The 18,265-nt window shown below is 45.4% G+C and carries 17 protein-coding genes and 2 tRNA genes; 10 read left to right on the top strand and 9 right to left on the bottom strand.

Features of this window, described 5'->3' with window-relative positions; translation table 11 throughout:
* Positions 1-70: 70 nt before the first annotated feature.
* Positions 71-694, bottom strand: coding sequence for an MBL fold metallo-hydrolase (locus H7R39_RS11180; RefSeq protein ID WP_185897823.1), 624 nt, complete (start codon positions 692-694; stop codon positions 71-73).
* A 118-nt stretch (positions 695-812) separates the two neighbouring features.
* On the opposite strand from H7R39_RS11180, the gene H7R39_RS02445 reads away from it, so the two are divergent.
* The 7 genes from H7R39_RS02445 to H7R39_RS02475 all read left to right on the top strand — a co-directional run bounded on the left by H7R39_RS02445 (position 813) and on the right by H7R39_RS02475 (position 6,726).
* Positions 813-1,568, top strand: a complete 756-nt coding sequence (locus H7R39_RS02445; protein WP_185897824.1) for an NAD+ synthase — start codon at positions 813-815, stop codon at positions 1,566-1,568.
* Between the two features lie 200 nt (positions 1,569-1,768).
* Positions 1,769-2,905 (top strand): DegT/DnrJ/EryC1/StrS family aminotransferase, encoded by a 1,137-nt coding sequence (locus tag H7R39_RS02450; RefSeq protein ID WP_185897825.1) that lies wholly within the window; start codon positions 1,769-1,771, stop codon positions 2,903-2,905.
* Positions 2,898-3,812, top strand: a complete 915-nt coding sequence (locus tag H7R39_RS02455; RefSeq protein WP_122862223.1) for a tetraacyldisaccharide 4'-kinase — start codon at positions 2,898-2,900, stop codon at positions 3,810-3,812. The genes H7R39_RS02450 and H7R39_RS02455 overlap by 8 nt, the downstream gene beginning before the upstream one ends.
* Before the next feature lie 26 nt (positions 3,813-3,838).
* On the top strand, positions 3,839-4,141 hold the full coding sequence (gene cutA / locus H7R39_RS02460; RefSeq protein WP_122862224.1) for a divalent-cation tolerance protein CutA: 303 nt from the start codon (positions 3,839-3,841) through the stop codon (positions 4,139-4,141).
* Entirely contained in the window at positions 4,138-5,598 is a 1,461-nt protein-coding gene (gene thrC, locus H7R39_RS02465) for a threonine synthase (RefSeq protein ID WP_185897826.1), read from the top strand. Before cutA ends, thrC begins: the two co-directional genes overlap by 4 nt.
* A complete protein-coding gene (gene kdsB, locus H7R39_RS02470; RefSeq protein ID WP_185897827.1) occupies positions 5,595-6,314 on the top strand; it encodes a 3-deoxy-manno-octulosonate cytidylyltransferase in 720 nt (239 codons plus the stop codon). The genes thrC and kdsB overlap by 4 nt, the downstream gene beginning before the upstream one ends.
* Positions 6,315-6,360: 46 nt before the next feature.
* Positions 6,361-6,726 (top strand): nitrous oxide-stimulated promoter family protein, encoded by a 366-nt coding sequence (locus H7R39_RS02475; RefSeq protein WP_185897828.1) that lies wholly within the window; start codon positions 6,361-6,363, stop codon positions 6,724-6,726.
* Between the two features lie 140 nt (positions 6,727-6,866).
* On the opposite strand, the gene H7R39_RS02480 is transcribed toward H7R39_RS02475, so the two are convergent.
* Positions 6,867-6,940: transfer RNA gene (locus H7R39_RS02480), tRNA-Gln, on the bottom strand.
* Positions 6,941-7,031: 91 nt separating this feature from the next.
* On the bottom strand, positions 7,032-8,909 hold the full coding sequence (dsbD, locus tag H7R39_RS02485) for a protein-disulfide reductase DsbD (RefSeq protein WP_185897829.1): 1,878 nt from the start codon (positions 8,907-8,909) through the stop codon (positions 7,032-7,034).
* Between the two features lie 163 nt (positions 8,910-9,072).
* Between dsbD and H7R39_RS02490 the strand changes: the two genes are divergently transcribed.
* The gene (locus H7R39_RS02490) at positions 9,073-11,082 is read left to right on the top strand and encodes a DUF4214 domain-containing protein (protein WP_185897830.1); all 2,010 of its coding nucleotides are present in this window, start codon (positions 9,073-9,075) and stop codon (positions 11,080-11,082) included.
* An 8-nt stretch (positions 11,083-11,090) separates the two neighbouring features.
* On the top strand, positions 11,091-11,900 hold the full coding sequence (gene ppk2, locus H7R39_RS02495; protein ID WP_185897831.1) for a polyphosphate kinase 2: 810 nt from the start codon (positions 11,091-11,093) through the stop codon (positions 11,898-11,900).
* Between the two features lie 278 nt (positions 11,901-12,178).
* Here ppk2 and H7R39_RS02500 read toward each other — a convergent pair whose 3' ends face one another.
* The 4 genes from H7R39_RS02500 to H7R39_RS02515 all read right to left on the bottom strand — a co-directional run bounded on the left by H7R39_RS02500 (position 12,179) and on the right by H7R39_RS02515 (position 15,501).
* Positions 12,179-12,760 (bottom strand): hypothetical protein, encoded by a 582-nt coding sequence (locus tag H7R39_RS02500; protein WP_185897832.1) that lies wholly within the window; start codon positions 12,758-12,760, stop codon positions 12,179-12,181.
* A 1-nt stretch (position 12,761) separates the two neighbouring features.
* On the bottom strand, positions 12,762-14,156 hold the full coding sequence (locus H7R39_RS02505) for a hypothetical protein (protein WP_185897833.1): 1,395 nt from the start codon (positions 14,154-14,156) through the stop codon (positions 12,762-12,764).
* Between the two features lie 236 nt (positions 14,157-14,392).
* Entirely contained in the window at positions 14,393-15,064 is a 672-nt protein-coding gene (locus H7R39_RS02510) for a cytochrome c3 family protein (protein WP_185898476.1), read from the bottom strand.
* Positions 15,061-15,501, bottom strand: a complete 441-nt coding sequence (locus H7R39_RS02515; protein ID WP_185897834.1) for a cytochrome c3 family protein — start codon at positions 15,499-15,501, stop codon at positions 15,061-15,063. The genes H7R39_RS02510 and H7R39_RS02515 overlap by 4 nt, the downstream gene beginning before the upstream one ends.
* Before the next feature lie 399 nt (positions 15,502-15,900).
* On the opposite strand from H7R39_RS02515, the gene H7R39_RS02520 reads away from it, so the two are divergent.
* Positions 15,901-16,068, top strand: a complete 168-nt coding sequence (locus tag H7R39_RS02520; RefSeq protein ID WP_185897835.1) for a hypothetical protein — start codon at positions 15,901-15,903, stop codon at positions 16,066-16,068.
* Between the two features lie 82 nt (positions 16,069-16,150).
* Here H7R39_RS02520 and H7R39_RS02525 read toward each other — a convergent pair whose 3' ends face one another.
* Both H7R39_RS02525 and H7R39_RS02530 read right to left on the bottom strand, forming a co-directional pair.
* The gene (locus H7R39_RS02525; protein ID WP_185897836.1) at positions 16,151-17,707 is read right to left on the bottom strand and encodes a flavocytochrome c; all 1,557 of its coding nucleotides are present in this window, start codon (positions 17,705-17,707) and stop codon (positions 16,151-16,153) included.
* A gap of 430 nt (positions 17,708-18,137) precedes the next feature.
* Positions 18,138-18,214: transfer RNA gene (locus H7R39_RS02530), tRNA-Arg, on the bottom strand.
* Positions 18,215-18,265 lie beyond the last annotated feature (51 nt).

The raw sequence follows: 18,265 nt of genomic DNA on the forward strand, positions 1-18,265 counted from the left end.
CTGCTGTCAAATTTGCCTTTTAAAATTTGGCGCGGTTATTTTGAAACTTTAAAAGCTCAAATTTAACCCGCTAAAATCTCATCTCTTTGCCTATCATATCTATCCAAAAGTCCAAATTCGCCTGCTCGGCCTTTAGCGTCGTTTTGTCGCCGTGGCCTGGATACAGTATAAAATCTCCCTGCATTTTTTTGCATTTTAGCAAGCTTTGGCGCATATCCTCGGCATTTGAAAACGGAAAATCATAGCGTCCGATCGAGCCTCTAAATAAAAAATCTCCGCTAAAAATGACGTCGTCAACACGCACCATACAGCATCCCGGCGTATGCCCAGGAAAGTGCATAAACTCGATCTCAAAGTCCTCTATGTTAAATTTAACGTCCTCAAATTTCGCTCCGCCTACGCAGATCGCATCATACATCGGCTGCTGTCCGGCGTCCCAAAGGTCTTCGTGAAGCATGAAATTATCGCTATTATGGATATATACCGGGATATTAAAAAAATTTTTTAAGCTAACATTGTCAAGAACGTGATCGGAGTGTCCGTGAGTGTTTAAAATAGTGAGCGGCGCGTGTGAATTTTTTACGACAAAGTCATATGAATCTTGACCTGGATCAATAATAATCTCGCGCCCATTTTTGGATACTACGTAGCAGTTGGTTTGATAATCTCCGCATGGTTTTGAAAAAATTTTCACGTTTGTCCTTTTATAAAATTTAATTAAAATAAATTGTATATTTTTTAAGCTTAAAAGTTAAATTTTATAAAAAAATTGTATAATATTTTGGAATTTAAATTTATCGGTGATAATCGTTATGAAAAATTATTCGCAAATCAGCCTAAAGCTAACCGAGTTTTTGGCGAGCTACCTCGAAAAAAGCGGCGCAAAAGGCTTTGTTTTGGGCGTTAGCGGCGGTCTAGACTCTGCCGTCGTAGCCGCTCTTTGCGCGCGCACGGGCTTTGAAACGCATGCGCTTTTGATGCCGACGAAGTACTCGAACGAGCGAAATTTAAGCGACGCGCTAAAGCTTTGCGAAGATCTAAAAATAACGCATAAAATCATCGAAATCCAGCCGATTTTGGATAGCTTTACCGCGCAAATCGGCGAGCCGCTGTCAAATTTGCGCATGGGAAATCTAAGCGCAAGAGCGAGGATGTGCCTGCTTTACGACTATTCGGCAAAGGTAAATGCGTTAGTCGTGGGCACTAGCAACAAAAGTGAGCGCCTTCTTGGATACGGCACGATCTACGGCGATATGGCGTGCGCGCTAAATCCGATTGGCGAGCTCTTTAAGACTGAAATTTACGAGCTGGCTAAAGAGCTTGGTATCGATGAAAAAATCATCGTAAAAGCCCCGTCCGCCGATCTTTGGCAAGGACAAAGCGACGAGGCTGATATAGGCTATAGCTACGAGCGGCTGGATGAGGTCTTGCGTCTGGCGCAGAGTAAAAGCGAGGCCGAGCTAGCGAGCGAATTTGACCCAAAGCTCGTTGCGACGGTGTTTTCAAGAATGAGAGCAAATAAATTTAAACTCTCGCTGCCGCCGATTGCTAGCGTGAACGGCGAGTAAAATTTGAGCTAAATTTACGGCTACGGCGATAAATTTGGCTGAGGTTTTGAAAGTCAAAAACGGTGAAATTTGACGGTAGAGTCGCGATGATTTTGCTGAAAGTAAAAAAATAGATAAAACTGCCGCAAATTCGGCTCTAAAGTAAAATTTAAAAAACGAAATTTAAAAGGTAAGATAAAAATAAAAAACAAGGAGGCACAATGGAAGAGATAGCGTTTTATCGACCGTCCATCGACGAGGCCGAAACCACGCTCATCAAAGAGGCTCTAAAAGACCACGGATCGGCGATCGTGGAGAGGCTTGAGTCCGAGCTTACGGAGTATTTTGGCGTAAAGCACGCCATCACTACAAATAACAACAGCGCCGCCCATCATTTGGCGCTTTGCTCGATGGATCTAAAACGCGGCGACAAGATTATCTGCTCGGTAAACTCCACTCCGAGCGTGGCGCAGGCGATTAGACACTTTGATGCCGAGCCGATATTCGTCGACATCAACGAAGACGACTTTAACATGAACGCCGAGTCGCTACGAAATACGCTAAAAGTGCACAATCATAAAAAGCTAAAAGGTATATTCGTAAACCACGTAGCGGGACAGGCTTCTGATATGGACGAGATTTACGCTATCGCGCAGGAGTACGACGTAAAGGTACTAGACGACGCCGGCAAGTCCATCGGTTTAACCTATAACGGCGTTAAAATCGGCTCCGATAGCCGCTCGCTCATCTCTTGTTTTAACGTGCATTCGCAGCTAACTAACCCGATCGCGACGGCCGGCTTTATGCTGACCGACGACGACGCGGTCGCCGAGCGCGCTAGGCTACTGCGAAACCACGCGATCATAAAAGGCGGCATAGACAAAGACGGCAACCTAGGCTACGTCTACGATGTCGTCGATATCGGCGTGAAGTATGATCTAACCGGGCTTTGCGCGGCGTATGCGGTGGCTCAGTTTGAAAAAACGGATAAATTTATCGCTAGGCGCAGACAGATCGCAGCCATCTACGACAAAGAGCTCGCAGACTGCCCGCACGTCTCGCTACCGATCAAAAAGCGCGATCACGTCTACATCCAGTACATCATCAAGATCGATAAAAACCGCGACGGGTTCGCCAAAGAACTACTAGAGCGCGGCATCCACACGGCGCTTCACTATAAGCCGATGCACCTTTTGAGCTACTATAAAAGCAAATACGGGCTTAAGGTAAATTCCTTCCCGAATGCGCTAAAAACATATCAGCAGGTGCTTTCGCTGCCGGTTTACAACGCGCTTAGCGACGAAGAGGTCGCCTATATCTGCGAGAGCGTGCGAGAGATAGCCAAAACGCGTGTTTAAAAGGAAAATTTACGCCTTCGCGCAGGAGTATTTTTACGCTCCGAATCTGTGGCAAAAGTGCCTAGCTATAGCGCTTTTGCCCTTGAGCGTGCTTTACTGCGCGGGCGTGATTTTAAAGGCGAAATTTAGCAAAGCTTTAGATTTTGGCATCCCGATTATCAGCATCGGGAATTTAACCCTAGGCGGTAGCGGAAAGACGCCGCTTGGTATTGCTATCTTAAACGAATTTGAGGGCGGTTGCGTTATTTTGCGAGGCTACGGCAGAGCTTCAAGCGGCCTCGTCAAGGTCGCGATCTCGGGCGAAATTTTGGTAGGCGTCACGGCTAGCGGCGACGAGGCGATGGAGTACGCAAAAAGCGTAAAAAACGCAAACGTCATCGTGAGCGAAAACCGCGACGTCGCGATAAAAGAAGCCCTAAATTTAGGCACAAAGTACGTGTTGCTCGATGATGGCTTTGGCAAATTTCACATCAAAAAATTTAACGTCCTAATCCGCCCGTCCTCAAAGCCTTATTTTGATTTCGTCCTACCTAGCGGCGCGTATCGCTACCCGAGCAAATTTTACGCCAAAGCCGACTACGTCGTAAAAGAGGGCGAGGATTTTACTCGCACAAGCGAAATTTTAAACCCGACTCCAAAGATGGTTTTGGTCACCGCTATCGCAAATCCGCAGCGCCTGGAGCCTTATTTTAGCCTTTGCATCGGGTGCGAGATATATCCCGATCACTACGCGTTTTCGCGGGATGAGCTGGTAGAAATCCTAACCCGCTACGGCGCGACCTCCCTTTTGGTTACGCGAAAAGATGCCGTAAAGATGGAGGAGTTTGGCCTGCCGCTCTCCGTTATCGCGCTAAAAACGACGCTGGCGGATAAATTTAAACGAATTATCAAAGAGAAAATTCTATAATCTCCTAAAAATTTTAGGACGCTTTAATGAAATTCGTACTAACTTCTTGCGCCGATAAGGCCGCGGCTAAAACTCTAGCCAAAAAGCTCGTAAAAGCTAAATTTGCCGCTTGCATCAGCGTTTTTAAGGCAAATAGCGTTTATTTTTGGGACGGCGAGATAAAGGATGAAAAGGAGCGGGTTTTGCTCGTAAAAACCGCGGTCAAATTTAAAAAAGTCGCTAAATTTATCGCGAAACATCACGACTACGATCTGCCTGAGATAGTCGCTTTTAAGGCGGATAAAGCTAGCAAAAAATACAAAAAATGGATAAAAAAGGAAAGTAAATGAAGCTATTTCAAACTAGAGCAAGCGAGGGCGAGAGCCTAAAAAGTGTGGAATTTAGCCAGGCGCTACTGAGCCCCAGCTCCGCTCACGGCGGGCTATACGCACCGACGCAGCTACCGCAGCTGGACGCAAATTTCTTTGCAGAGGCGGTAAATTTAACATACGCGCAAATCGCTCTAAAGATCATAGAGAAATTTGGATTTGACGCGGATGCGGCGATGTTTGAGCGGGCGGTGAAGCGGTACGAGAGATTTGACGATCCGCAAAATCCCGTGCAGGTGCGAAAAATCGGCGAAAACCTCTACATAAACGAGCTTTATCACGGGCCTACCCGCGCGTTTAAGGATATGGCGCTACAGCCGTTTGGCGCGCTACTTAGCGAGCTGGCCGCAAAAAGAGGCGAAAAATACCTCATAATGTGCGCGACTAGCGGCGACACGGGACCTGCGACGCTAGAGACATTCGCGAACGCGCCGGGCGTCAAAGTCGTCTGCCTCTACCCAAAAGACGGCACGAGCGAGGTACAGCGCCTACAAATGATAAACGCTGACGCCGAAAACCTCAAAGTAATCGGCATCGAGGGCAACTTCGACGATGCGCAGCGCGCGCTAAAAAGCCTGCTGGCTAGCGAGAAATTTAAAGAGCGCCTAAGCGCTGCCGGACTATCGCTCTCGGCGGCAAATTCGGTAAATTTCGGCCGAATTTTATTTCAGATCATCTATCACGTTTATGCCTACGTTTATCTGCTAAAAACGGGCGAGCTAAAGGGCGAGTTTGACATCGTCGTGCCTAGCGGCAACTTCGGCAACGCACTAGGCGCATACTACGCCAAAAAAATGGGCGCGAAAATCGGCAAAATCAAAATCGTCTCAAACGCAAACAACATCCTGACCGAGTTTTTTACGCAGGGGCGATACGATCTGCGCGGCAAAAGTTTGGTTAAGACGATCAGCCCTGCGATGGATATCCTGGTCTCATCAAACGTCGAGAGGTTGCTTTTTGATAAATTCGGCGCCGTGAGAACCAAAGAGCTGATGGATAGTCTCGCGAGCGATGGTTTTTACGAGCTTTCAAGCAGCGAACTAAACGCGCTAAAAGAGGACTTTGACGCTGATTTCTGTAGCGACGAGGAGTGCGAGAAATTTATAAAAGAGTGGGCGGCAAAAGGCGTCGCAGTCGATCCGCATACGGCCACTTGTTTTAAAGCGGCGACAAATTTAACGCGCCCGGCCGTGATAACGTCGACCGCGCACTGGGTCAAATTTGCTCCGAGTATGTTTAAGGCGCTAAAAAACGAAACGCTAAAAGACGAAAAAAGCGGGCTTGAGGCCTTGGCGGCGGAGTTTGACGACGAAGTGCCCGTCGCGATAAGATCGCTATTTGCAAAAGCCGCCGTGCATAACGAAATCGCCGCAAAAAGCGATATAGAAGCTAAAATTTTAGCTTGGATCGAGCGATGATTATCATCCCTGCAAGGCTCGCTTCGACGCGAATGCCTAATAAAATTTTACGCGAAATAAACGGCGTGCCGATGTTTGTCGCTACGGCGCGCAGGGTGAGCGCGGCTGACGAGGTCGTGATCGCCGCAGACGACGAGGGTGTAGTGCAAATCGCGCAAAAATTCGGCTTTAAAGCCGTGATGACGAGCCAGGCGCATCAAAGCGGAACCGACCGCATCAACGAAGCAGCAGCGATACTCGGCGTCAAAGATAGCGAGATCATCATAAACGTGCAGGCCGATGAGCCCTTTATCGAGCCTGAAAATATCGTCAAATTTAGAGAATTTTGCGAGAAAAACGCGGAGAGAGCGTTTATGTTTTCGTGTTTTAAATTTGTCGGCAGCGAGCTAGCGGACGATAAAAACCTGGTCAAGGTAGTGACCGACGACGCGGGATACGCGCTTTATTTTTCGCGCTCGCGCATCCCGTTTGACCGCGCACCGTTTGACGCGTACAAGGCGCATCTGGGCATCTACGGCTATAGCGCGGCAAATTTGAAAAGATTTTGCTCATTTGCACCGTCGACGCTCGAAAATACCGAAAAGCTCGAGCAACTGCGCGCTCTATCAAACGGAGAAAAAATTCTCATGCTCGAAGTGCAAAGCGGGAGTATAGGCATCGACTGCGAGGAGGATCTGCAAAGGGCGCGAGCGAAATTTGGCATTGAGTTAGATTAACGCCGAAACCCCAGAAATTTGGTAAATTTGCCCAAAGGAAAAATGCATGACGAATGAGAAATTTACCGAACAGGTCACGACTTTGGCGAAATTTTTGCAGACTTATTGCACTGATAAACACGCACTAGAGCCGAAGCGAGAGATAGATTTGGAGCTAACATATAAGGGCGAAAATTTAAATAATAGCGTACGAACGCAGCTTTGCACCGAGTGTGAACAGCTGTTTTTCTACGCTCACGAGCGGCTTTTGGCCTGTTCGCACGATGTTAAGCCAAGCTGCCGCAAGTGTCCGCATCCGTGCTATGAAAAGCCTAGATGGACGCAGATGGCAAAGATAATGAGGTATAGCGGCGTGAAGCTCGGACTCGTAAAACTTAAAAAGATATTTACATTTTCAAAAACGCCGGAGTAGGTCTGATAGGTGATTCGGGCCGCACCGAGCTTTAATACTGCAATAACCTAACTATGCCAAGCGGTATAGTTTTAACAAAATCAATAAGCGTATAACAAATTTATCAAAAGTGCCGTATTTTGGGGTTTAAAAGGATTAAGTGGTTACCCTGAAAGGATTCGAACCTCTGTTAGCTGATCCAGAGTCAGCAGTTCTACCACTAAACTACAGGGTAACGATAGGCGAAATTATAGCGAGCGAAATTTAAATCAGCTTTAATTATCTCAAATTTTAAGAATAAAACCGTAAAAATCTCCGCTCAAATTTCACAGCCCGAATTTTTCAAGATGCGCTAAAAACTTTTCGGGCGGGTAAAAGCCGATGAGGCGCGCGTTTTTTAGCTCGTCTTGCATGTGGCTACCTGCACGAAAAAATAGGATCGCCGGCGGTCCGATGAGTCCGAATTTTTTCATTATCCGCGCGTCGTCACTGCTATTTTTCGTTACATCCACTCGCAAAAGAGTGAAATTTTCTAGCTTTTTTAGCACGGCTTCGTCTTTAAAAGTGATCTCGTCAAGCTCGTTGCAGCTAGCGCACCAAGTCGCGTAAAAATCGATAAGCACGGGCTTAGACGAGCTTTTTACCGCATTTTCTAGTTCGGTCAAATTTGAGACGGCGATAAAATTTGGCTCATTTTTACTTAAATTTACGCCAGGGCTTGTGCTTTTAAAGCCTTCGAGTGGATTTAGCGCCGATTTGGCGCCCGAAAATGAGCCCACGATGAGCAAAACAGAGTAGATAAAGGCTAGCAATGCCGTACCTTTTAGTAGTTTTTTGCCGCCGCTTAGCTCGCTACTTGTCGCATCAAAAGCTCCGAAAAATACGCTCGCAAACACGCCGATGACGCCGTAAAGCAGCAGCTCTGCCATAGCACCCAGTACGCGCGCGCTAAGCCAAACCGCCATTATCAGCATGATAAAGCCAAAGAGCGTCTTGATTTTATCCATCCATGCGCCCGGTCGCGGCAAAATTTTACCCGAGCTCGCACCAATCAGCAATAGCGGCACGCCCATGCCAAGCCCCATCGTAAATAATGCAAGCCCGCCAAAAAGCGCGTTTCCGCTCTGCGCGATATAAAGCAGCGCGCCCGCAAGCGGTGCGGCGACGCAAGGGCTAGCGATGAGCGCGGATAAAAATCCCATCGCAAAAACGCCGATTATGCCACCTTTGCTTTGGGCTTTTTTGCTAAGCGCGTTTTGCATGGCAAGGGGCATCTGAAGCTCGTAAAGTCCGAACATCGAAAGCGCGAGCGCGACGAAAACGAGGCTAAAGCCGATCAGTACGGCCGGTGTTTGCAGTGCGCTTTGTACGCCCGAGCCAAAAACGCTAGCCGCCACTCCCGCGACCGCGTAGGCGCACGCCATCGCAAAAACGTAGATAAGAGAGAGGAAAAAGCCGCTCGTAGCGCGCGAGTTTTTGCTTTTGACGTTTTTAGCGTGCGGGTTACTGCTATCAAATTTGACCGAGGTTTCGTCTGACGCGCTTAAATTTACGGCGCCGTTTTTGCCGCCTTGCGAGCTGCTAGCTTGTTTTGAGACGATGATAGATGAGAGGATCGGAATCATCGGAAAGATGCAAGGCGTGAGCGATAATAGCAGTCCGTAGCTAAAAAACGTGGCGAGCGAGAGGAGGAAATTTGCGCTGCTAAGGCTTGCGGCGATGGAGTCTTGCTCGGAGAGCGGGTCTTGCAAGCTTGCAAAATCAGGCTCGGCGGCCTCTATGATCTGCGCGACGGAGTAGCTGCCAAGACCCTTTTTGACGCTAAATTTGAGCACTTGCGGTTGGTAGCAGATGCCGTCTTTGGCGCAGCCTTGGTATTCGAGCTTTAGAGTGAAATTTTCGCCGCCGCTAAGCCCTTTTAGCAAATTTATCGGCACGAAAAGGCTAAATTTACCCGTATAAACTTCGCGTTCGTCGTAAATTTCGCCTTTTGGGAAGTTTAGATGCGAGTTTAAAATTTTATCGCCTAGGCTCGCTGCTAGGCTGTCTTTATAGACATGGATATTTGGCGCCGGGGCAAATCTAAACTCGACGTTTTGCTCGTCGGCGTGCGCGGTGAGACCGAAGGCTTCTTTGACCGAAAGCGGTTCGGCAAAGGCGAAATTTATTAAAAAAAGCAGAAGCGTGACTAATCTTAAAAACATAAAAATCCTTAAAAATTTATGTCTTATTTTACAAAAAAAGTATAAAGTTTAAGTAAATTGCAAATTTGTCACGCTTGCAGCCTTAACTTTCACAAAATAAATCGGAAAATCAACTAAAATTATATATAATAGCGCTGAATATAAACGAAAAAAAGGATAAGATATGGCTTTGACTAGTAAGGACATAAATGCCCTATATATCACGCTTTTTAATAGAATCGCCGAGGGGGATGGGCAGCAGTATTGGCTAAACGTAGCTAATAAAAGTAATCTTGAGATCAAGGATGTGGCCGCAGCTATGTTGGCTACCGGACCTTCAAAAGAGTATTTTAGCGGCAAAGAGAGCAATGAGGATTTTATAAATCACATTTATACAAATTTATTTTCAAAAGATAAGAGTAAAGATCCCGAAGGTGTAGCGTTTTGGGCTAAAAGCTTGTATAATGGCAACTCTAGGGAGGTTGTCGTAAGCGAGCTTTTAAAGGCTGCAGAACATGGAAACTACAGCGATACCGATGCGGTTAGAGCGCAAAATTTATACCTCAACAAACTAAAAGTCGCCGAAGTCGGCGCCAAGATAATGCAAAAACTGCCCGAAAAAGGTACGCAAGAGCAGAAATTGGCAGCATTTAGCAATATCTTAAAAGAGATAACCGACACCAGTACGGCTGCAGAGGTGGCAACCGCCATAAAGACTCAAGCTCTAGTAAATAATGTCAAAACTGTTGAAAATCAGGAATTTGCCAAAATCATAGCCGGAGCCTTTGAAGGCACGACGCAAGAACAAATCGAGCGAGTGCTTGAAGATTTAGGTAAAAACGGAAATTTCATGTACCGCGAGATAACCGATAATGACGGCTTTATGAAGCTAGTTAGCGGTAGTGACGTTGGCGTGAAAGCTGAGGGCGTAGACTATGCTGTTTATAAGGGCATCGATGGAAAATATTACAAAGACGAGGGCGGCAAAAAGGTTGTCGCCGATATAAGTCTAGCAAAACTTAAAATTTCAAGCGTCAAACTGCCTACGAATGAAATTTATACATTTAAAAAGCCCGTTACCAAGAGTGAAGAAGTGCTAAAATCGTACACGGTACAGAGTATCCTAAAAGAGAAAAAAGAAGGCGACGTGCTAACGATAGATAAAAGCTCGATGCTCTTTGGTGCCGATAAAAATATTTCCGAGCTGCTAACGGATATGAAAACGCTCGTAACGGCGTATTATTCGAGTAAAATTTATGAATTTGGCTTGCCTGAAAACGTAAATTTTAGAGTCTTGGATACGCCGGCAAATTTACAGCAAAAAGGCGTCGCAGAGGTGTTAGCGCTTTTAGGCGAGCGTATAAAAAGCGTAGATGTAAATCAAGAAAATAGCTTATTTGAGATTAATATTTCACAGTTTAAGAGTCTAAAAAGTAAATTTACGAGCGCTAGCGATGAAACTAAGGCTATCGCAAATTTCGGTATGTTTAAAGATTCATTGGCGTTAAAAGAGAATGTTTTACTGAAAGATAGTATTGCAAATTTTAAAGCAGCTTTGGAAAACTCAAGCGACTTAAATACCTTAAAAGCTGCAAATAGTATCGACATTACCGACGAGCAAGGTGTTTTAGACTTGAGCTTGGTTCAGTATTCGCTTCTGAAAGATAAATTTAGCGATACAAACGATAGTTTACAGGTGCTGGACGTCACCGGAGCAGTAGCTGCAAGCAAGGCTAAGGATATTTTTAGTCTGTCTGCAAATGCTTCAAATTTGACGATTTCTGATTTTTCAAACGATGATAAGATAAATTTTAAAAATTTAGGCATCAACGAAAAGGTAGAGGCGCAAAATTTAGGCCTCGCCGCAAATGCCGGCAAGGAGATCAAAAACGGTAACATTTACAGTGTAAAAATGGATGAAAATATAGCCGGCAAGGACTACGGCGGGAAAGATTTTGCAGAGCTTATCGCTGAAAGCGGAAAGGCTTTTAAAAATACAACTTCAAATCAAGAAGACACCAAGGCTGTGGTCGCCGTACAGGGCAAGGATATAACCCAGCTTTATAAGATCGTAGCGGACGGTAACGGCACACTAGAAAGCAGCGAGATCTCGCTGATAGGAGTGATAACCGCCGAAAAAGATGGAGCAAGCATTGGTGCCGAGTTGAATGAACAAAATATCTTAATAGACTAGGGAAAAATATGTCAAAAGATAAAAAAAACAACGGAGAATGCGACTACGAGCACGAGCTTCGAAAGCTGCAAATCGAGCTTTTAAAATTTCAAAACCACGTAAAAGAGCAGGGCCTGCGCGTACTCATCATCATCGAGGGGCGCGACGCGGCGGGCAAGGGCGGCTCGATAAAGCGTCTAACCGAACACCTAAATCCGCGCGGATGCCGTATCGTGGCGCTTGAAAAGCCAAGCGACGTCGAGCGCTCGCAGTGGTATTTCCAGCGTTACGTCGCGCATTTACCGAGTGCGGGCGAGATCGTGATCTTTGACCGCTCGTGGTACAACCGCGCTGGCGTCGAGCCTGTGATGGGCTTTTGCACGCAAGAAGAGCACAAGGAGTTTTTGCGCGAGGTGCCTAAATTTGAGGAGATGATCAAAAACTCGGGCATTATTTTCTTTAAATTTTACCTCTCGGTTTCAAAAGAGGAGCAAAAAAAGCGCTTTAAAGAGCGCCTCACCGACCCGCTCAAGCAGTTTAAAATTTCGCCCGTAGACGAGAAAAGCCAGGAGCTCTGGGATCAGTACACCATCGCCAAATACTCAATGTTGCTAGCCTCAAACACGCCGTTTTGTCCGTGGACGATCATCGTTTCAGATAGCAAAAAGCAGGCTCGCATAAACCTTTTTAGGCATATCCTTGCAAACGTCGATTACCCGAAAAAAATAGACGCCAAAAACTTTGAGTGCGATGAAGGTATCGTAAGGAGCGGCGAGGAGGAGATACGCCAGATGGAGGCAAATCTCAAAAACGAGAAGCTATCCAAGATGAACGGGTAGGGCGAGTTTGGGTCAAATTTGACGCGCGGCGCGGCAAACGGCCTCGCTAAAATTTGACTCGGCCGTTAAATTTATACGCAGGCGGTCAAACCCGCGCATTTTTGATACGAATGGCGGAATAGGCACTCATCTGTTTAAATTTACTGGTCGCTTTTGCAAATTTAACAAAGCCGAGCAGGATGAAAATTTAACTCAAATTTGCCAAAATTCATCACCACTAGGTAGATCAAATTTAAACCGCGCAGAGACGTTACTCGCGCATTTTGCGCCAAATTTGACTAAATATCTTCCAGGTCATCCACGCCGTACCATGCGCCAACTAGCAAAGCCTGAGCTGTCGCCGTTATAGCCGCATCCGCGTAGTAAAGCACGGAGCCTGGATTTGCTTTTAGAAAAAGTACCGTGAGGCTAGATGCGACAGAGACTATGAGTATGATGGAGTGAAATTTAAACAGCGGATTTTGCGTGATACGCGCTAGTCTAAAGTTTAAAATCATCCAAAAAATCAGCGTAACTACAAGCAAAACGAGGAATAAAAGCGTAAAAATAGGATTGTAAAGTATCCCGGCTAGCAGAGCTGCCGCCGTAACAATCCCTAGCACCCAATACGCGTGAAACGGCCGCATGAGATTAGTCTCGCACATGGGCTGGAGCTTTTTAAGCGCCTTATAAAGATAAACGAGCGCAAGTATGCTTAGCGCCGTCCAGCTATGCTTTTCTTGAAGTTCCGGGAAAAAGTCCGCAACATAAGTCACCAAAATCGTAAAGGACATAAAACAAGCCGAAATTATCCCCTCCTGCTTTGCTTTTTCGATGATTTGAGTTTTGTCTTCGGTGAAATTTTGTTCGTTTTCGTCCACTTTACTCCTCCTTTATCATAGTCCAGGCGTATAGATAAAATGCAGTCGGCAGCACGTAGAGTATCGCGATGGCTAGCGCTGCAAGCAGTATGGAAAAGACCGCCGTAAAATAGCCCATAGATAGCATTATCTGCAGCGCAAAGGCGATAATAAAGCTAGTGATAGCGAAAAATACGTAAGTCTTAAAAAGATTGTTTTCCGTAATCTTTGCAAGGCTGAAATTTAACTTAGCCCAAAGGACGGCAAGATAGATGGTGATAGCTAGTATAAAAAGTCCCGCCAGCCCAGTACCAGCAGTAGTAGGTCGGTCCTCTATGCCGCGTATAAAGCCAAACGCTATACCAACTGCCGCAAATACGATAGATCCAAAAATCATCTGTTTATAGATGCTAAGCACGTCGGCGTCGTAAATTTCCTCTAGTTTTTTAAGCGCGTACCACATATAAACGGCCGCGGCGAGAAAAAGCACGAAATTTACCGAGCCTTCAAGCAGTTTTATTAGCTGCTCTTGCGACTCGTCGTGCGGCTGCGTAAATATCAGATAAAGCTTGGCAAAAAACGATACAGCAACGGTCGCTAGCATAAGCTGACACGAGATGATACCCTGCCTTTTGGCTGCTTTTAGCGTTTCTCGTTCGTTAGAATTTTCATGCGCGTTTTCTTTTTGGGGCGGAATTTTATTTGCTTGGCTTTGATCGGCGTCAAATTTGAGCTCCGTTGCTAGCTCGTTACGGCTGCTAAAATTTGGTTCGTTTGCGTTTTGCGTGTTTAAATTTAGCCTATCGCCGCACTGGTTGGTCAAATTTATCTCGATTTCATTTTGCTCGTTTGAGAAATTTTCCACACTGATCCACGCCGCGAGCAATACGCCCGAAGTCGCTAGATCAAAGAGCGCATTTGCGAGAGGTTCAAATTTGACGATAGAGGCAATGAGAGCTGGCGAGAGGACCTCTAGCATGCCGTAGGTGAAGTTTGCGCCCAGGCTAGCGGCAAGCATCCACGCGTAAATGCCAAAAAGCGCGTAGCCCGAGGCCTTTGCGAGTTTGAGATTTATGACGACCCACGCGACCAAGACAGCAAATACTGCAAGCGGGATGATGACGCGGGAGATGAGCCTGAGATAATTTTCGTCAAAAACGTAGAGCGCGACCGTGCAGAGGATCACTGCTAAAAAGCCGTTGTAGGCGTATTTGAAGATGGTAAAGACGTTTGAGTTTGATAGCTCCTGCGCGCGGATGAGCGCGTAGTGGAAAAACGTCAGTGCAAACAGCCATGCTAGCGTGCGAACGATCCAAAACAGGCTCTGATCGCTCGCTAGAAAACTCGCGCTCGCACACAGGATGCAAACTGCGCCGAGGATGCCTTGGTTTCTTGCTTTATTAAAATTTCTATCCATTTTTCTCTTTCGGCGGTTTTGGTTTTAAATTTGCAAAATTTGACGCTCAAATTTTCGTCAAATTTGACGGCTAGTAAAAGAGAAAATATACATAAATTTGTTTTAAACGGTTATTAAATTTACTGTGTTGTAAGCATCAAATTTAGACAGTATAGAGGTATTGGAAGTTAAATTTATACACTGTAGAGTTAAATTTGATAGCCCAAATTTACTTGGACTATCAAATTTAGGAAAGTTTACTTAGTCGCGTTTTTGTCCGCTTTATCTTCACCCTTCACCTCTTTAGGTGCTACATAATCCTCCCCAAAATATGCCTTCTTTATCTCTTCTTTTTTGATTGCGGCTTTCTTTTCGTAGATTTTGTATTCAGGCTTCCAGTAGTTTAGCATATTGTTTAGCCCGCTGTGGCCTACCTCGGCGTGACAGCTAGCGCAGGTTAGTTGCTTATCCGTATTTAGCAAGCTTTGATAGTGAGCGTGCATCTTTTGGGCTTGGGCTGAGGTTAGCTTATTATCCACCAAATTCGTATGGCAGCTAACGCAACCGTTATCAAATACGAAGTGCTCTCTTTTCTCTCTGTTTTTATGCCAGTCTATAGCCTCCGGATCTTTAAAGAAATGAATATATCCCTCCATTAGTCCGTTTCTGGCTTTAACTAAGACGTATTTAGCTAGGTTATCATGAGGTATGTGGCAGTCTACGCATTTAGCCCTTACTCCGCTTTTGCCTTTGCCGCTGTGAACGTCGTTACTATAAGCTATAACCATAGGATCCATCTCGTGGCACACTACGCAAAACTTCTCTCCGCTAGTTTCTTCTAGGGCGTAATGCACGGGAAGTACGACTAAAAATCCTATAATGCCGCTTACTAATATAATAAGCGCTAGTACTTTCTTTGAAATTTTCATGGCGTTACCCCCATCCATTGCGGAACTTCGTGTTCGTGGCACTCCGTGCACATATTGGTTGATTTTTTATGCTCGTTGTGGCACTCGTCGCAGTATAGCGTAGGGCCGTCGTGAACCGAGTTGTGGGGATTTGCTTTTAGCAGATCCATGTATTCTAGTCTTTTAGCTATCTTTTTCTTGTCGCCGTGACAGGATATACAGCCTTTATCGCCAATAGATTTAAATTTACTAGCGTCGTTTCCTTGTCCTTCGTGACAATCAAGACAGGTGAAGCTTAGCTTTTCGTGGTGAGGCTTTAAAGGGTGTTTGGCTCGCAGCTCGTCGGTGACGTTAAGATCAGTTAAAGACGTTATCTTTGCACCTAAGGCTTCTGCGCTAAATGCAAAAGAGCATAGTAGCATAGACGCGCACAAGGCGAGAAACGCTTTATGTTTCATGCGAATTTCCTTTCTATGTGGATTTAAAGAGACGCGTTCTCTTTGTCGTTAAATTTGAGGGGCAAATTTGGTTTTTAAATTTAACTCTTTAAGTAAAAAACAACCTCAAACGGTTGTTTTTTACTTTGTTGTAAAGGGGGTGGGGGCTTAAATTTTGCTTCGCCATGCTCGCAACTGCAAGCAGACGCGAAGTCGCTCCCCACCCCCTTTAATCCCCCTCCCCCTACGACGCTTTTAAGGTGGCGACACTGCTTTGCTGACGCAAAGCGTCGCAGTTTGGGAAGTAAATTTTATAAATTTACCATCAAATTTAAAAGTACCGCAAGCCGAATTCTCGAATTGAATCTTAAATTTGGCTTGCGATACGAAATAAGATTTGCAAGTATTTTGAGGCGATTTTTGGGGTTTTCTGCTTCGCAAGCTCGCAGCTGCAAGCAGAAGAAGTTTAAATTTGACAAACTTCGTTTCTTGCAAAGCAGTAAGCAAAGCGCAGCTGAAAAGCGCTCAAAAAATGCAAATTTAAAACAAGTTATCGCGAGCTTTGGGCGAGGCGGATCTAAATTTTAGAGCGCAGATAGAACATTTCGTTCATCTAGCGATAAAATTTAGATCAAACGATGTATAAACTCGCGAGAACTTCGTTTTATGGTTAGCCTATATTCTCTCCCGCAATCATACCAAACGTTAAGCAGTCAGCTATCGCTACGCTACCTAAGCGGCTAGCTCCGTGTACGCCGCCGGTGATCTCGCCTGCGGCAAATAATCTTGGGATCGGCATCTCTGTTTGTAGAGATATAACCTGAGCTTTGGTATTGATATCGATACCGCCCATAGTGTGGTGAAGTTTTGGCGTACCGCGCATAGCGTAGAAAGGCGGTTTAGAGATATCTACGCCGTTTGTAGTGGTTTTATCCATAGGTTTACCGAAATCCTCGTCTTTGCCTGATTTAACGAAGCTATTATATCTCTCGACGGTCTTTTTAAGCTCTGCGGCAGGGATTTTATAAGCCGCAGCTAGCTCGTCTAGGGTTTCAAATTTCTTTAGTACGCCAGATTCTAGCGGTTTAGTGTAGTGCTCAGGTATGACCATATTTTTTACGCCCTCGCTATCGCAGAAGTTGATAGGATAGATATCGGCTTTTGCGTCGATTACTTTAAACATAGCTTGAGAGCGGGTGCGGCGGTCTGCTAGCTCGTTCATATAGCGCTTGCCGGTTCTTGGATCGACTGAGATACCATAGCGGAAGCTTCCGTTTACGTTAAACATAGAGCCAACGCCAAAGCCTTTTTCGTCAGGGCATGCCCATGGACCAAACTGTATCCAGCTTAGCTGAACAGGGGTAGCGCCGATCCTAAACGCCTCTTTCATAGCGCCTGCGGTTGCGCCCGGGTGGTTGGTGCTATCTGTGCTAGGTAGGATAGATGGATCTTGGACTTGTCTAAAGAATACGTCGCGGCAGAATCCTCCTGCGGCTAGTACTACGCCTTTTTTAGCTTTTATAACTTTTTTAGTTCCCGTAGTGTTTTCGGCGTCGTCTTTTTGGCTCTTTGGATCAAATTTATAATCCTCTCTAATGATCACTCCGTCTACGCCGCCGTCTTCGCCTAGGACGAATTCGTCAAATTTAGCTCTTTGTCTTAGCTCGCAGCCTTGTAGGTTTTTAAAGTGTTCTACCATCGGCTGAACGATACCAGATCCCGAGCCGTTAGCGGTCTGAAGCGATCTAGGTACGCTGTGCCCGCCTGCGTGGGTAACTTTATCTATGTATTTAGCGCCGCATTTTAGAGTTAGTTTATATGCGTCTTGCGCGCGAGTAGCGATGGTGTCGATTAGATCTACGTGGTTTAGGCCGCGGCCGGCTTTTAGGCAGTCTTTGATAAATAGCTCGTTACTATCTTTGATGCCTTCGGCTTTTTGCTTGTCGCTGTTTGGAACGGCAAATATGCCGCCGTTAATTACGGAGTTACCGCCGACTCGTCCCATCTTTTCTAGGATTAGGACTTTGTTGCCCTTTTCGGCTGCGGTGATACCGGCCGCAAGTCCTGCAAAACCAGAGCCCACGATAACTACGTCCCACTCCTCGTCAAATTTGACGTCTTTAGCGTTAACAGCTGCTTGCGCATTTACCGCACCTAGAGCCAAGGCTCCTGCGCCTACCATACTTAACTTAACAAAATCTCTTCTTGAAACGTTTGAGTTTTTCATAGCTTCTCCTTAAATTTACGTTAGCTATCTACCTGTAAATCTTTAATTTACGACTATACTCTAAATACCTTTTATTACTATTGGCGTCTTCGGGCGTCCTCCTTAGATTAAATTTATTTTATCTAGTGTTATTATAGGACTTAACTTTAAAGAATAAGCTTAAATGAAGGTGTAATTTATAATTTATTAGTAATATTTAAAGATTTATTTAGCCTAAAAACGTGACTATATCGCGATAGGGATAGAACAAAAATAAAATCGAATTTATGTGGTTAAATTTGGGGTGGGGCGTGGGAATTTAGAGATAGAAGAGTGTTTTTTGGCGGGATTGGGATAAATTATAATTTTTTGGAAATGGGTAGGTGGAATTTGAGGGCGCCGAATATTTTATCAGAAAAAAAGAAAGTAAAAATTTGAGAATATTTTTCGGTGGTGTCCCCAACAGGATTTGAACCTGTGGCCTCAGAATTAGGAATTCTGCGCTCTATCCAGCTGAGCTATGAGGACACAAAATACGTTAAATTTGTAAAATGAAAGCCATTTTAAGCACAAAGGATA

The sequence above is a fragment of the Campylobacter massiliensis genome, from assembly GCF_014253065.1.
GTDB lineage: Bacteria > Campylobacterota > Campylobacteria > Campylobacterales > Campylobacteraceae > Campylobacter_A > Campylobacter_A massiliensis.

Excerpts from the sequence above, each read along its gene's own strand:
- H7R39_RS02445 (WP_185897824.1), top strand. The coding sequence starts at position 813 with ATGAAAAATTATTCGCAAATCAGCCTAAAGCTAACCGAGTTTTTGGCG.
- H7R39_RS02450 (WP_185897825.1), top strand. The coding sequence starts at position 1,769 with ATGGAAGAGATAGCGTTTTATCGACCGTCCATCGACGAGGCCGAAACC.
- cutA (WP_122862224.1), top strand. The coding sequence starts at position 3,839 with ATGAAATTCGTACTAACTTCTTGCGCCGATAAGGCCGCGGCTAAAACT.
- thrC (WP_185897826.1), top strand. The coding sequence starts at position 4,138 with ATGAAGCTATTTCAAACTAGAGCAAGCGAGGGCGAGAGCCTAAAAAGT.
- kdsB (WP_185897827.1), top strand. The coding sequence starts at position 5,595 with ATGATTATCATCCCTGCAAGGCTCGCTTCGACGCGAATGCCTAATAAA.
- H7R39_RS02475 (WP_185897828.1), top strand. The coding sequence starts at position 6,361 with ATGACGAATGAGAAATTTACCGAACAGGTCACGACTTTGGCGAAATTT.
- dsbD (WP_185897829.1), bottom strand. The coding sequence starts at position 8,909 with ATGTTTTTAAGATTAGTCACGCTTCTGCTTTTTTTAATAAATTTCGCC.
- H7R39_RS02490 (WP_185897830.1), top strand. The coding sequence starts at position 9,073 with ATGGCTTTGACTAGTAAGGACATAAATGCCCTATATATCACGCTTTTT.
- ppk2 (WP_185897831.1), top strand. The coding sequence starts at position 11,091 with ATGTCAAAAGATAAAAAAAACAACGGAGAATGCGACTACGAGCACGAG.
- H7R39_RS02505 (WP_185897833.1), bottom strand. The coding sequence starts at position 14,156 with ATGGATAGAAATTTTAATAAAGCAAGAAACCAAGGCATCCTCGGCGCA.
- H7R39_RS02510 (WP_185898476.1), bottom strand. The coding sequence starts at position 15,064 with ATGAAAATTTCAAAGAAAGTACTAGCGCTTATTATATTAGTAAGCGGC.
- H7R39_RS02515 (WP_185897834.1), bottom strand. The coding sequence starts at position 15,501 with ATGAAACATAAAGCGTTTCTCGCCTTGTGCGCGTCTATGCTACTATGC.
- H7R39_RS02525 (WP_185897836.1), bottom strand. The coding sequence starts at position 17,707 with ATGAAAAACTCAAACGTTTCAAGAAGAGATTTTGTTAAGTTAAGTATG.